The organism is Saccharothrix sp. NBAS 001 (assembly GCF_056640475.1).
The window spans coordinates 6,419,713-6,433,471 of sequence record NZ_CM153251.1; the positions used below are offsets into that span (position 1 = coordinate 6,419,713).

Here is a 13,759-nt window from a genome sequence, read left to right on the forward strand (position 1 = left end):
GGACTTCACCTCAGCAGCAGGCTGGGCCTTCCCCGCAGCCACCGCCGCGCAGCATCGGGCAGGCGTACCCGTAGTCGGGGTCCGGCGCGAGCGGCAAGCGCTTGCGCGGGCTGTCCGCGTTGCGGGCGGCCTCCTTCACCGGTGCTGTCTTCAACGTCACGTTGGTGTGCGTGTCCTGCGCGTCGTAGGCGCCCTTGGTGAGGTTCAACACCTCGACGCCGCGCCCGAAGTCGGCCACGTACACCCGGTCGCGGTGGAAGTACGGGGCCCACGACACCGCGCCCTCGGGCCGCCAGTAGGCGACCTGGATCGGCTTGGTCGGGTCGGAGATGTCGAGGAACCGGGTGCCCTGCTCGTACCAGGAGTAGGCCACGATCCGCTTCTGCACGTCGAAGTAGTGCGCCGAGCAGAAGACGTCCGGGCCGGGCAGGGTGCCCTCCTGGTCGTCCGGGCTCCAGATGCCCACGGTCTTGAGCGTGAACGGCTTGTCCGGCGTGGCCCGCCACGACTCGCCGTGCGTGGAGCCCTGGAGCGAGGAGATGACGAATCGGCCCTGGTCCTTGCACGTCGGGGAGTCGAACGCCTCCTCGGTGTGCAGCAGCAGGCTGCCCGCCGGGTTCTCGCGGGTCGGCCGGGGGCCGTCCTTGACCGTGTCGCCGACCGGCCGGAACGAGTTGTGCGAGAACGACGTGGGCATGTCCAGCTTCGGGGCCGCGCCGCCCGCGTAAGGCACCGGGTTGTACGGCGTCGCCTCACGCGCCCGGCCCGTCAACGGGTCCTTGTGCCACCCGCGCGTGTAGTAGCCGCGTGTGCCGCCCGTGCCCGCCACCCACGCGACGCCCTCGGCGTCCACTTGGACGTCGTGGGTCATGTGGGTCTCGCCCTGGTTGCGGTTGAGGTCCACGTACGTCGTGAGCGTCTTCGGGTTGCGCGGGTCGCGCAGGTCGGTCACGAACACCTTGCCGGAGCGCCGGTACGTGTCCGGGTCGGTCGACGGCGTGCCGTCGTAGCCCGTCGTCCACAGGTACTGGCAGTCGTTGATGCACGTGGTGATGTGGCCCGTGCCCATGGACGCGAAGTTCAGCAGCTCCAGCTTGCCCGGGTCGGCGGCCGAGATGATGTAGACGCCGGTCGGGCGCTCGTTGCCGGGCTGGCGGCCGAACGCGCTGCGCTCGCGGGCCAGGAACACCAGCTTGCGCTTCGGGTCGACGGTGACGTCCTCGTTCTCCCAGAACCGCTGCGCCGGGTCGTCGCCGGGCAGCGCCAGCTCCTGCTTGGTCAGGTGGTCGAGCAGCTTCGGCTCGTCCTGCCTGGTGACGTCGTAGGTCTTGAGCCCGAACGTGCCGCTGACGAACATCACGTCGCGGTGCCGGTACTGCACGAAGTTGACGGAGATCGCGCCCACGGTGTCCGGGACCGTCTTGCGCAGCTCGACGTTGCGCGCCGCCGCGGCCAGGCCGCTGCCCTGGGTCGACTCCTGTTGGACGGGTGCTTCGGGGACCGGTGCCGCCGTCGCGCTGCCCAGGCCGATAAAGGCCAGCACCGCTGCGGTGACCACCCCTGCCAGAACCCTCATGCCCGCCACTCCTTTCGGTAATGAGGCTGTCGCGGAGCGTCGCAGGTGCGCCTCCGGAGCCACCACCCCCGATCGGCTAGCGTTGCCCGCCGTGCCCGATGAGCAGGCGACCGAACAGGCGACGGTCAGCGCCCACCACGACGACGGCTCGGCGACCGTGCTGCGCGACGACGGCCTCCTCGTGGACGTGCCCGCGCCGGCCGTGGCGGTGGGCGGCTGGCGGCGCCTGCGCGCGGGCCAGCGGGTGACGATCGACCGTGATCCGGACGGAACGGTCACCGCGTTGCGCCGCCCCGTGTGACGCACCTCCCGACGTGTGACGGAGGGCTCGCCGTTACCCGATCACGTGTGACGGGGAGTTCATCTCATCGTCGGCTGCGATCAGCGCGGTGTGGCGCAATGTGAGGAACAATGCCCTTCGTGAGCACGGACAACACTCCCGAGCAGCCCGCGCCGAAGCGCCGCACCCGGACGCCTCGGACCCAGCCGGCGGCGAGCGCGCCGCGCCGTCGCCCACGCCCGGCCGTGCGCCGCGACGCCACCCGTGCCGAGGCGGTCGAACCGGTCGCCGAGTCGCCGGCGCGCGCGTTCCCGAGTTCGCCGCCCGCCGTCACCGCGACCGCCGAGGAGCGGGCCGACCTGCCCGACGACCGGTACTTCAACCGCGAGCTGTCGTGGCTGGACTTCAACGCCCGGGTGCTCGCGCTCGCCGAGGACTCCTCGCAGCCGCTGCTGGAGCGCGCGAAGTTCCTGGCGATCTTCGCCTCGAACCTGGACGAGTTCTACATGGTGCGGGTCGCGGGCCTCAAGCGCCGCGACGACACCGGCCTGTCGGTGCGCAGCGCGGACGGGCTCACGCCGCGCGAGCAGCTCGCCGCGATCGCCAAGCGCACCCAGGAACTGGTCGAGCAGCACGCCCGCGCGTTCCTCGACCACGTCCAGCCGGAGCTGGAGAAGCACGCGATCAGCATCGTGAACTGGGCGCAGCTGACCGACTTCGAGAAGCTGCGGCTGTCCAACTACTTCAGCGACCAGGTCTTCCCGGTGCTGACCCCGCTCGCGGTGGACGCGGCGCACCCGTTCCCCTACATCTCCGGCCTGGGCCTGAACCTGGCCGTGACGGTGCGCGACCCCGAGGGCGGCGCGGAGCGGTTCGCCCGGGTGAAGGTGCCCGACAACGTGCCGAGGCTGGTCCGCGTGGAGCACGACCGGACCAGTCCCACCGCGACGTTCCTGCCGTTGGAGGAACTCATCGCCGCGCACCTGGGCGAGCTGTTCGCGGGCATGGACGTCATCGAGTGCCACGCCTTCCGGGTGACCCGCAACGCGGACCTGGAGGTCGAGGAGGACCAGGACGAGGACCTGCTCAAGTCGCTGGAGCGGGAACTGGTGCGCCGGCGGTTCGGTCCCCCGGTGCGGCTGGAGATCGCCGACGACATGACCGAGCACATGCTGGAGCGGCTGCTGCGGGAGCTGGAGGTCGACCCGCACGACGTCGTCCAGGTGCCCGGCCTGCTGGACCTGTCGTGCCTGTGGCAGCTCTACAGCGTGGACCGCAAGCAGCTCAAGGACGCGCCGTTCGTGCCGGCCACGCACCCGGCGTTCGGCGAGCGGGAGACCCCCAAGAGCATCTTCGCCACCCTGCGCGAGGGCGACGTGCTGGTGCACCACCCGTACGACTCGTTCTCCACCTCGGTGCAGCGGTTCATCGAGCAGGCCGCCGCCGACCCCCGCGTGCTGGCCATCAAGCAGACGCTCTACCGCACCTCGGGCGACTCCCCGATCGTGGACGCGCTGATCGACGCAGCCGAGGCCGGCAAGCAGGTCGTCGCGCTGGTGGAGATCAAGGCCCGGTTCGACGAGCAGGCCAACATCAAGTGGGCGCGGGCGCTGGAGAAGGCGGGCGTCCACGTGGTCTACGGCCTGATGGGCCTCAAGACGCACTGCAAGACCTCGCTGGTGGTGCGCCAGGAGGGCTCCCGCATCCAGCGCTACTGCCACATCGGCACCGGCAACTACAACCCCAAGACCGCCCGCCTGTACGAGGACATCGGCATCCTGACCGCCGAGCCGACCATCGGCGCGGACCTCACCGACCTGTTCAACGTCCTCACCGGCTACGCCCGCCAGGACCACTACCGCAGCCTGCTGGTCGCGCCCTACGGCGTGCGGCGCGGCATCGTGGAGCGCATCGAGCGGGAGATCGAGCTGGCCCGCGCCGGCGAGCCCGCGGGCGTCCGGATCAAGGTCAACTCCCTGGTGGACGAACAGGTCATCGACTCGCTCTACCGCGCGTCCCAGGCGGGCGTGCGGGTGGAGGTCGTGGTGCGCGGGGTGTGCGCGCTCAAGCCCGGCATCAAGGGCCTGTCGGAGAACATCCACGTGCGGTCGATCCTCGGCCGGTTCCTGGAGCACTCCCGGGTGGTGCACTTCGTCGGCTGCGACGAGTACTGGATCGGCAGCGCCGACATGATGCACCGCAACCTGGACCGCCGGGTCGAGGTGCAGGTCCGGGTGACCGACCCGAAGCTCACCGCGCAGCTGGGCGACATCCTGGACTCCGCGCTGGAGCCCACGACCCGCTGCTGGGTGCTGCAACCGGACGGCGAGTGGGAGGCGTCCCCGGCCGACGGCAGCCGGGTGCGCGACCACCAGACCGAGTTGCTGCGCGCGCACCGAGCGCTCGGGTGATCCGGGCGGCCGGCGCGGTCCTGTGGCGCGCGGACGGCCTGGTGGCCGTCGTGCACCGACCGCGGTACGACGACTGGTCGCTGCCCAAGGGCAAGCTCGACCCCGGTGAGACGGTGCCCGCCGCGGCGGTGCGCGAGGTGCGCGAGGAGACCGGTTTCGACGCCGTGCTCGGCCGGCACCTGGCCACCGTCCGGTACACCGCGTTCGGCAAGCCGAAGACCGTCGACTTCTTCGCCGCCCGCGCCGCCGGGGGTTCGTTCGCCCCCAACGACGAGGTGGACGAGCTGCGCTGGGTGCCCGTGGAGGTGGCGGCGGAACTGGTCACCCGGGACACCGACCGCGACGTGCTGGCGGTCTACTCGGCCGAGTCGACCGACCTCGCCGAGGTCCTGCTGGTGCGCCACGCGAAAGCGGGCAAGCGGGACAACTGGGCGGGCGACGACGACCTGCGCCCGCTCAGTTCGGCGGGCCGCAGGCAGGCCGAGGGGCTGCGCGGGCTGCTGCCGCTGTGGGCGCCGGCGCGGGTGCACTCCGCGCCCAGGGTGCGGTGCGTGGACACGGTGCGCGGGGTGGCCCGGGACCTGGGCACGTCGGTGCTGGCCGAGCCCCGGCTGTCCGAGGAGGGCTACTGGCCCGACCGCGAGGCGGGCCTGGTCCGGCTGCTGGAGATCGCCGACGGGCCGGGCGTGCCCGTGGTGTCCAGCCAGGGCGGCGTGATCCCGGACGTGGTGGCCACGCTGGCGTCGCTGGCCGGCCTGCCGCTCGCCGAGGTGCCGTGCAAGAAGGCGAGCGTCTGGCTGCTGGCGTTCCGCCGGCCCGAGCCGGGCTGGTCCACTTCGGACAGCAGCGCGAGCTGGCCCCGGCTGGTCTCCGCGCACTACCTCCCCAGCCCATTGGCCGCGCCCGTCCCGTAGCCGTGCGCGCTTTTCCCCGCCGACCGGACGGGTTCGTTCGTGGGAATCGCTGGGCCGAACGAGTGGGCCGCCTACCGCTTTCCTTTCCCGCCGTGTCGGCCGGCACTTCCGGCGGGCGAGGCCGCGCATTCGCGGTCTCGTCCGCCCACCACGGCGGCGGCCGACCGTTCGGGACCCCGCAACGCCATTCACCCGCCCGCCGACCCGTGAGATGCCCTCAGCGGCCGGAAACCCCGCCGCGAATGCCCGGACCCCGCCGTGCCCCGATCATCCTCCCAGGGCTGCGGAAGGCGTGGAAAACACCACGGCCGCCCGGCCCCGGACACACGAAAACCCGGCACGCGTCCGCGCCGGGCATCGGTCACGCCTAGGGCCCGGTGCGCGTCCGCACCAGGCCCTGAGCGTGGTTACCGCTTTCCCCGCCGGGCGTCCACCCGGCCGGGATTCACTTCTTGGCGGCCGGCTTCTTCGCGGCCGGCTTCTTGGCCGCAGGCGCCTTCGCCGTGGTCGCCTTGGCGGCGGCGGCCGGCTTCTTGGCCGCAGCGGCCTTCGGCGCGGCGGCCTTCGCCGTCGTCGCCTTGGTCGCGGTCGCCTTGGCGGCGGCCGGAGCCTTGGCGGCGGTGGCAGCGGGCTTGGCTGCCGCCGTGGTCCGGCGGGTCGCCGGAGCCTTGGTGGCCGCAGCGGCCGTGCGCGCGGTGGTGCTGCGCGCGGTGCGCGTGGTGGTGGTGCGCGCGGTGGTGCTGCGGGTCGCCGGCGCCTTGGTGGACGCAGCCGGCTTGGCGGCGGCGGCCGGCTTGGCGGCGGCCGCGGCGGGCTTGGCGGCGGTGGCCTTCGGCAGCTTCTTGGTGCCGCTGATGACGTCCTTGAACGTCGAACCCGCGCGGAACGCGGGAACGTTGGTCTTCTTGACCTTCACGGTCTCACCGGTGCGCGGGTTGCGAGCGGTGCGGGCCGCACGGGCACGCTTCTCGAACACACCGAAACCGGTGATGTTGACCTTCTCGCCCTTGTGGACGCTGCGGACGATGACGTCGACGAGCCCGTCGACGGCGGCGGCTGCGTTCTTCTTGTCGCCAAGGCGCTCGGCGAGCGCCTCGATGAGCTGGGCCTTGTTCACCTTCAGTCCCTCCCAGGACGCTCACGGCCCTAGTCGGGCCGACTGATGGCCACGGTAAGCCCATATGCAAGGAAATACCAATCGCCACGCCAGATTTTTCGTTGTGGCGTGGGCAATTACGACCTGTCGAGGGACACCGGAAGGCCCCTTCGGGCCCCGCTCGGAACCGGATTCCCGCTGGCAGAGGGGGAATCCGGCCCCTCGCGGACTAGCTCGCGGGCACCTGTTCGGTGGTGGGCAACCAACCCGGCCGGTTCCGCTCGAACGTGGTGATGTCATCGGCGTGCCGCAGGGTCAGCGCGATGTCGTCCAAACCCTCCAGCAGCCGCCAGCGGGTGTACTCGTCCACGAAGAAGGGGGCGGTGAAGTCCTTGGCCACAACAGTGTTCGCGGACAGGTCCACGGTCACCTCGGTGCCGGGGTCGTTCTCCAGCAGCTTCCAGAGCAATTCGACATCGGACTGCTCGCACTGGGCGGCCACGAGGCCCTGCTTGCCCGCGTTGCCCCGGAAGATGTCGGCGAACCGGGAGGAGACGACCACCCGGAAGCCGTAGTCCATCAACGCCCAGACGGCGTGCTCCCGGGACGAGCCGGTGCCGAAGTCGGGCCCGGCGACCAGCACGCTGCCCGCCTTGAAGGGCTCCTGGTTGAGCACGAACTGCTCGTCACCCCGCCAGGCGGCGAACAGCCCGTCCTCGAAACCCGAGCGGGTCACGCGCTTGAGGTAGACGGCGGGGATGATCTGGTCGGTGTCCACGTTGGACCGCCGCAGCGGCACGCCGACGCCGGTGTGGGTGGTGAAGGCTTCCATCTCGGCTCAGCTCCCAGAGGCCAGGTCGGTGGGGGAGGACAGGGTGCCGCGCACGGCCGTCGCGGCGGCCACGAGTGGCGAAACCAGGTGGGTGCGGCCACCCTTGCCCTGCCTGCCCTCGAAGTTGCGGTTGGAGGTGGACGCGCTGCGCTCGCCGGGCTTGAGCTGATCGGGGTTCATGCCCAGGCACATCGAGCACCCGGCCTGCCGCCACTCGGCCCCGGCCGCCAGGAACACCTCGTGCAGCCCCTCGGATTCGGCCTGCGCGCGCACCCGCATGGAGCCGGGCACCACGAGCATCCGGACGCCGTCGGCCACCCGGTGTCCGCGCAGGACGTCCGCGGCGGCCCTCAGGTCCTCGATGCGGCCGTTCGTGCACGAACCGAGGAAGACGGTGTCCACGTGGATGTCGCGCAGCGGGGTGCCGGGCTCCAGCCCCATGTACGCCAGCGCCTTCTCGGCGGCCACCCGCTCGTTCTCGTCGGGGATCGCCTCGGGGTCGGGCACCCGGTCGCCCAGCGGCAGCCCCTGGCCCGGGTTGGTGCCCCAGGTGACGAACGGGGTCAGCGCGTCGGCGTCGAGCACGACCTCGGCGTCGAACTCCGCGCCCTCGTCGGTGCGCAGCGACTTCCAGTACTCCACCGCCGCGTCCCACTCCGCACCGGTGCTCGCGTGCGGGCGACCCGCCAGGTAGTCGAACGTCGTCTGGTCCGGTGCGATCATCCCGGCGCGCGCGCCGGCCTCGATCGACATGTTGCAGACGGTCATCCGGGCTTCCATGGACAGCGCCTCGATCGCCGGCCCCCGGTACTCCAGGACGTAGCCCTGCCCGCCGCCGGTGCCGATCTTCGCGATGACCGCGAGGATGATGTCCTTGGCCGTGACGCCGGGCTTCAGCGAGCCCTCGACGGTGATGGCCATGGTCTTGAACGGTTTCAGCGGCAGCGTCTGGGTGGCCATCACGTGCTCGACCTCGGAGGTGCCGATGCCGAAGGCCAGTGCGCCGAACGCGCCGTGCGTGGAGGTGTGGCTGTCACCGCAGACGACGGTCATGCCGGGCTGGGTCAGGCCGAGCTGCGGCCCGACCACGTGCACGATGCCCTGCTCGGCGTCGCCCATGGGGTGCAGCCGGACGCCGAACTCGGCGCAGTTCTTGCGCAGCGTCTCGACCTGGGTGCGCGACACCGGGTCGGCGATCGGCAGTTCGATGTCGACCGTGGGGACGTTGTGGTCCTCGGTCGCGATGGTCAGGTCGGGGCGGCGCAGCGGCCGACCCGCCAGGCGCAGGCCGTCGAACGCCTGCGGGCTCGTCACTTCGTGCAGCAGGTGGAGATCGATGTAGAGCAAGTCGGGCTCCGCGCCACTGCCGTGGCGCACCACGTGCGCTTCCCACACCTTCTCCGCGAGCGTGCGGCTCATCGCTTCTCCCAGGATCTGGACAGTCGATAGATCTGGACTTCCCAGACAGTGGGAAGTTAGTATCGTCTTGTGGGACAGCATAGCGGGATCGGCGTGCTGGACAAGGCAGTGGCTGTCTTGAACGCCGTCGCAAAGGATCCGTGTGGGCTCGCCGAGTTGTGCAACCGGACGGGTTTGCCTCGCGCAACCGCGCACCGGTTGGCCGTGGGGCTCGAAGTGCACCGGTTGCTGCGACGGGGTTCCGACGGCCGGTGGCGTCCGGGCGCGGCTTTGGCGGAATTGGCGGGCGGGGCCACGGACCCGTTGCTGGACGCGGCTTCCTCGGTGCTGCCGAGGCTCCGGGACATCACCGGGGAGAGCGTGCAGCTGTACCGGCGGGATGGAATGCAGCGCATCTGCGTGTCGTCCGCGGAGCCGCCCAGCGGCCTGCGCGACACCGTCCCGGTGGGAGCGAGGCTGCCGATGACGGCCGGCTCGGGCGCGAAGGTCCTGGCGGCGTGGTCCGACCCGGGCACCCAGCGCTCGGTCCTGGCCGACGCGGTCTACGGCGAGCGCACCCTCCTGGAGGTCCGCCGCCGAGGCTGGGCGCAAAGCGTCGCCGAACGCGAACCCGGCGTCGCCAGCGTCTCCGCCCCCGTCCGCGACAGCACCGGCGCGGTAGTCGCCGCAGTGTCCGTCTCAGGCCCCATCGACCGCATGGGCAGGCGCCCCGGCGCCCGCTGGGCAGCCGACCTCCTGGCCGCCGCGGAAGCCCTGCAATCCCGCCTCTAGCCCCACAACCCAGTCGCGGCTCCGACCCGGAGCCACGACTGCCAGATCCACCACGACCCACCCCCGGCCGAACTCACACCCCGGGGGTGGGTCTCCGCACAACCCCCAGCCCCGGCCAACCTCAACGCCAACACCCAAGTCGCACCCCCAGCCCCGTCCAACCTCGGCGACGAGACCCAGCCAGCCCCCTGCGGCACAGAAATCCCACCCCGCCCCAGTCCCCGAACAACACCAGAACACACCCCCCCACCGACACCCCCCATCTCACCCACAGCGCAGCGCCCAACACACACAACAGGCACCAACCAAAAGGGGTCCGGGGGCGAAGCCCTCCGGCCGGGGTCCGGGGGTCGGACCCCCGGTGTGAAATGCGAAAGATCCCTGTGACAGCTCTACCGTCACAGGGATCTTCTAATCTGTAGCCCCGATGGGATTCGAACCCACGCTACCGCCTTGAGAGGGCGGCGTCCTAGGCCGCTAGACGACGGGGCCCTAGGGATCTTGCCTTTGGTGCATTCAGTTGTCGTTCTCGGTGCTGCGGTAGCTTACCACATCTATTTCCTACCGCTTGCAGCTGGGGTACCAGGACTCGAACCTAGACTAACTGAACCAGAATCAGTCGTGCTGCCAATTACACCATACCCCATTGGCTTTCCGATCAACTCGCCCTTCGCCTCGACCGACTTCGTCTTGGCTTGGAGGGGCTGTCCGTTCCGCCGGGAGGAATAGTAGACCAAGAGCCCGGCGGAACGGAAATCGGGGGTCAGGCAGAGGCCGCCGACAGCTCGCAGACGAGGAGTTCCGGCAGCTCAGACAGGCTGCTGATGGAGGAGATGCCGCTCGGCAGGGTGCCTTCGCGCGGGCCCTGCCGGTTGAGCCAGACGCCCTTCATGCCGGCGTCCCGGGCACCGATCGCGTCGGCGTGCAGGCGGTCGCCGATGTGCACCGTGTCGTGCAGCGGGACACCGAGGTCGGCGCACGCGGTGTCGAAGATCACCCGGTCCGGTTTCGCCGCGCCCACTTCGCCGGCGATCAGCACGGTGTCGAAGTACTGGGCGAGGCCGAGCGCGGCGATCTTCACGCGCTGGTGTCTGCCCGAGGCGTTGCTGACGGCGGCGAGCGGCAGGCCGGTGGCGCGCAGCCATTCCAGGCACGGCACGACGTCGGGGAACAAGCGCCAGCCGGAGGCGAGCACGCCCTGGCGGTACAGCTCGCGCCGGGTGGCCTCGGCGAGGTCGATCTCCTCGCCGAGGGCGGCGAAGAACGCACGAGTGCGGATGTTGCGCATCGACTCGTACTCCAGCTCGCCCGCGAGCAGCCGGGCGCAGTGCTCGTCGGTGATGCGCTGCCACAACGACCAGTTGTCGGCGTTGCCGACCATCGCCGCCAGCGCGGCCCGCGACGAGCTGCTGTAGTCGACGAGCGTGTCGTCCACATCGAGGCTCACCGCGCGGATCTCGCCGGTTCTCCGGGGGGTGAAAGTCGGGGCTGCGGTTGTCACCCAGTGAGGCTAGGTGCGAGCAGCCCTCGTCCGACTCGACCAGAGAGGTGATATCTGGCGGTTCTTGCACGGTCAAGCACCGCTGAACCGCCCGAACGAACCAGTCAGATTGACCCGAGCGCCTTGCGCAATCGCCCGATCGAGCGATCCCGACCGACCAACTCCATCGATTCGTACAGAGGTGGCGAGACGGTACGACCCGTCACGGCAACCCGCACCGGGGCGTACGCCTTGCGCGGCTTGAGGCCGAGTCCGTCCACAAGGGACACCTTCAGCGCCTCCTCGATGGCGGCGGCCGTCCACTCCGCCAACGACTCCAGGGCGGTGATACTGGCGGTCAGCACGGGCTTGGCGTCCTCGCCCAGCGCCTTGGCCGCCGACTCCTCCTCCGGCACGAACGACTCGTCGTCCGTGAAGAGGAAGCGCACCATGCCGGACGCCTCGGACAGCACGACCAGACGCTCCTGCACGAGCGGGGCCACTCCGCGCAACGTGGTCAACTGCTCGTCGGTGGGGTCGACCAGGAGGCCGTCGGCCGCGAGGTAGGGCAGCACCCGCGCGACGAACTCCTCGACCGGCAGCGCGCGCAGGTGCGTGGCGTTGATCGCCTCGGCCTTCTTCAGGTCGAACCGGGCCGGGTTCGCGCTGACCTTCTCCAGGCTGAACGCCTCGACCAGCTCGGCCGGCGAGAAGATGTCCCGATCGTCCGCGATGGACCAGCCGAGCAGCGCCAGGTAGTTCAGCAACCCCTCCGGCAGGAATCCCCGGTCGCGGTAGCGGAAAAGGTTCGACTGGGGGTCCCGCTTGGACAGCTTCTTGTTGCCCTCGCCCATCACGTAAGGCATGTGCCCGAAGCTCGGGGTGAAATCAGTCACGCCGATTCGCCGCAGTGCCGCATAAAGGGCCAACTGGCGCGGAGTGGACGGCAGGAGGTCTTCTCCGCGGAGCACGTGCGTGATGCGCATCAACGCGTCGTCCACCGGGTTGGTGAACGTGTAGAGCGGCTCGCCGTTCGCGCGCACCAAGACCGGGTCGGGCGTCACGCCGGCCTTGAAGGTGATCTCGCCTCGGATCAGGTCGTCCCAGCCGAAGTCCTCGTCGGGCATCCGCAGGCGCAGCACGGGCTCGCGGCCCTCGGCGCGCAGCGCGGCCTTGCGCTCGTCGGTCAGGTCGCGGTCGAAGCCGTCGTAGCCGAGCTTCGGGTCCTGGCCGGCGGTCTTGCGGCGCGCCTCGATCTCCTCGGCGGTGGAGAACGACTCGTACAGCTCCCCCGCGTCGAGCAGCTTCCGCGCGATGCCCGCGTAGATGTCACGGCGCTCGCTCTGCCGGTACGGGCCGTGCGGGCCGCCGACCTCGGGGCCCTCGTCCCAGTCCAGGCCGAGCCAGCGCATGGCTTCCAGCAGCTGCTCGTAGGACTCCTGGGAATCCCGCGACGCGTCGGTGTCCTCGATGCGGAAGACCATCGAGCCGCCGGTGTGGCGGGCGTACGCCCAGTTGAACAGGGCGGTGCGGATCAGGCCCACGTGCGGCGTGCCGGTCGGCGACGGGCAGAAGCGGACGCGGACCTCTGGGGTGACTGCGGATGCGCTCATGACCCGATCAGCGTATCCGGCTTGACCGGCGTCGCCGACAGGAGCATCCTGAAGTTATTCAACTCCTGTTGAAAATGAGGTGGGGATCATGGAGAGGACCACGGTCGCGGTCGTCGGCGGAGGCCCGGCGGGGATGGTGTTCGCGCTGCTCATGGCGCGGGCCGGGGTCGAGGTCACGGTGCTGGAGAAGCACGGCGACTTCCTGCGCGACTTCCGCGGCGACACCGTGCACGCGTCGACCTTGACGCTGCTCGACGAGCTGGGGCTGGGCCCATCGTTCGCCGACGTGCCGCACCAGGTCGTGGACCGGGCGCAGGTGATGTTCGACAGCGGGCTGGTCACGATGGCCGACCTGAAGCGGCTGCCCGGCCCGCACAAGCACATCGCGTTCGTGCCGCAGTGGGACTTCCTGGACCTGCTGGCCGACGCGGGCAAGCGCGAACCGTCGTTCCACCTGCGGATGAACGCCGAGTTCACCGGTGTCACGCGGGAGGGCACCCGGGTCACCGGCGTCCGCTACCGCACCCCGGACGGCGAGGCCGAGCTGGCCGCCGACCTGGTGGTCGCGGCGGACGGGCGCGGTTCGGCGGTGCGCCGGGAGGCCGGGCTGCCGGTGCACGAGTTCGGCGCGCCGATGGACGTGTGGTGGTTCCGCATCCCGCGCCTGGAGGACGAGTCGGCCAGCGGCCTGGGGCGGTTCGCCCGCGGCTCGGCGCTCGTGCTGATCCCGCGCGGGGACTACTACCAGTGCGCGTTCCTGATCCGGAAGGGCACGGACCGGCAGTTGCGCGCCGAGGGCGTCGAGGCGTTCCGCGCGCGGGTGGTGAAGCTCATCCCGTGGCTGGAGGAGCGCGTGCACGCGGTCGAGTCGCTGGACGAGGTGAAGCTGCTCGACGTGAAGCTGGACCGGTTGCGCCGCTGGCACGGCGAGGGCGTGCTGTGCATCGGGGACGCCGCGCACGCCATGTCGCCGATCGGCGGCGTCGGCATCAACCTGGCCGTGCAGGACGCCGTTGCGGCGGCGCGGATCCTGGCCGCGCCCGCCCGGCGGGGCGCGATCACCGGGAACGTCCTGGCGAAGGTGCGCCGGCGCCGCTGGTTCCCGACCGTGGTGACGCAGGCGGTCCAGCGCCGGATCCAGGACAGGTTGGTCAAGCCCGTGGTGACCGGCGAGCGCGAGTCGGTCGGCGCCCGGGTGCCCAGAGCGGTCGCCCTGCTGCAACGCCTGCCGTGGCTCCAGGCGATCCCCGCCTACCTGGTGGCGATCGGCCCGCTCCCGGAGCACGCCCCCGACTTCGCCCGCCGCGCCCCGGAGAAGATCGCCCGGAGCTGAACGGGCCGGAGAACACCACCGGGCGACTCCTTCG

At 70.8% G+C, this 13,759-nt stretch carries 11 protein-coding genes and 2 tRNA genes; 5 read left to right on the plus strand and 8 right to left on the minus strand.

What is annotated here, in order from left to right; genetic code table 11:
- Positions 1–10: 10 nt before the first annotated feature.
- The gene (locus tag AC0HI0_RS27510; RefSeq protein WP_480926395.1) at positions 11–1,576 is read right to left on the minus strand and encodes an LVIVD repeat-containing protein; all 1,566 of its coding nucleotides are present in this window, start codon (positions 1,574–1,576) and stop codon (positions 11–13) included.
- A gap of 91 nt (positions 1,577–1,667) precedes the next feature.
- Here AC0HI0_RS27510 and AC0HI0_RS27515 point away from each other — a divergent pair, with 91 nt between their 5' ends.
- The 3 genes from AC0HI0_RS27515 (at position 1,668) to AC0HI0_RS27525 (ending at position 5,181) form a co-directional block, all read left to right on the plus strand.
- Positions 1,668–1,877 carry a LysM peptidoglycan-binding domain-containing protein gene (locus AC0HI0_RS27515; RefSeq protein WP_480926396.1) on the plus strand — a complete coding sequence of 70 codons (210 nt, stop codon included), beginning with the start codon at positions 1,668–1,670 and terminating at the stop codon, positions 1,875–1,877.
- Between the two features lie 119 nt (positions 1,878–1,996).
- Entirely contained in the window at positions 1,997–4,267 is a 2,271-nt protein-coding gene (locus AC0HI0_RS27520) for an RNA degradosome polyphosphate kinase (protein WP_480926397.1), read from the plus strand.
- The gene (locus AC0HI0_RS27525) at positions 4,267–5,181 is read left to right on the plus strand and encodes an NUDIX hydrolase (RefSeq protein WP_480934406.1); all 915 of its coding nucleotides are present in this window, start codon (positions 4,267–4,269) and stop codon (positions 5,179–5,181) included. Before AC0HI0_RS27520 ends, AC0HI0_RS27525 begins: the two co-directional genes overlap by 1 nt.
- Positions 5,182–5,626: 445 nt before the next feature.
- Here AC0HI0_RS27525 and AC0HI0_RS27530 read toward each other — a convergent pair whose 3' ends face one another.
- The 3 genes from AC0HI0_RS27530 to leuC form a co-directional block, all read right to left on the minus strand.
- Positions 5,627–6,298, minus strand: a complete 672-nt coding sequence (locus tag AC0HI0_RS27530) for an HU family DNA-binding protein (RefSeq protein WP_480926398.1) — start codon at positions 6,296–6,298, stop codon at positions 5,627–5,629.
- 208 nt (positions 6,299–6,506) lie between these two features.
- On the minus strand, positions 6,507–7,109 hold the full coding sequence (gene leuD, locus AC0HI0_RS27535; protein WP_480926399.1) for a 3-isopropylmalate dehydratase small subunit: 603 nt from the start codon (positions 7,107–7,109) through the stop codon (positions 6,507–6,509).
- 6 nt (positions 7,110–7,115) lie between these two features.
- On the minus strand, positions 7,116–8,528 hold the full coding sequence (gene leuC / locus AC0HI0_RS27540; RefSeq protein WP_480926400.1) for a 3-isopropylmalate dehydratase large subunit: 1,413 nt from the start codon (positions 8,526–8,528) through the stop codon (positions 7,116–7,118).
- 69 nt (positions 8,529–8,597) lie between these two features.
- On the opposite strand from leuC, the gene AC0HI0_RS27545 reads away from it, so the two are divergent.
- Positions 8,598–9,299, plus strand: a complete 702-nt coding sequence (locus AC0HI0_RS27545) for an IclR family transcriptional regulator (protein ID WP_480926401.1) — start codon at positions 8,598–8,600, stop codon at positions 9,297–9,299.
- Positions 9,300–9,718: 419 nt separating this feature from the next.
- Here the strand turns inward: AC0HI0_RS27545 and AC0HI0_RS27550 are convergent.
- From AC0HI0_RS27550 to gltX, 4 genes are all read right to left on the minus strand, one after another.
- Positions 9,719–9,791: transfer RNA gene (locus AC0HI0_RS27550), tRNA-Glu, on the minus strand.
- A gap of 82 nt (positions 9,792–9,873) precedes the next feature.
- Positions 9,874–9,945 (minus strand) — tRNA-Gln (locus AC0HI0_RS27555).
- Between the two features lie 117 nt (positions 9,946–10,062).
- A complete protein-coding gene (locus tag AC0HI0_RS27560; protein WP_480926402.1) occupies positions 10,063–10,800 on the minus strand; it encodes an HAD family hydrolase in 738 nt (245 codons plus the stop codon).
- 104 nt (positions 10,801–10,904) lie between these two features.
- Entirely contained in the window at positions 10,905–12,392 is a 1,488-nt protein-coding gene (gltX, locus tag AC0HI0_RS27565; protein ID WP_480926403.1) for a glutamate--tRNA ligase, read from the minus strand.
- 88 nt (positions 12,393–12,480) lie between these two features.
- Between gltX and AC0HI0_RS27570 the strand changes: the two genes are divergently transcribed.
- Positions 12,481–13,725, plus strand: a complete 1,245-nt coding sequence (locus AC0HI0_RS27570; protein ID WP_480926404.1) for an FAD-dependent oxidoreductase — start codon at positions 12,481–12,483, stop codon at positions 13,723–13,725.
- The last annotated feature ends 34 nt before the right edge of the window (positions 13,726–13,759 follow it).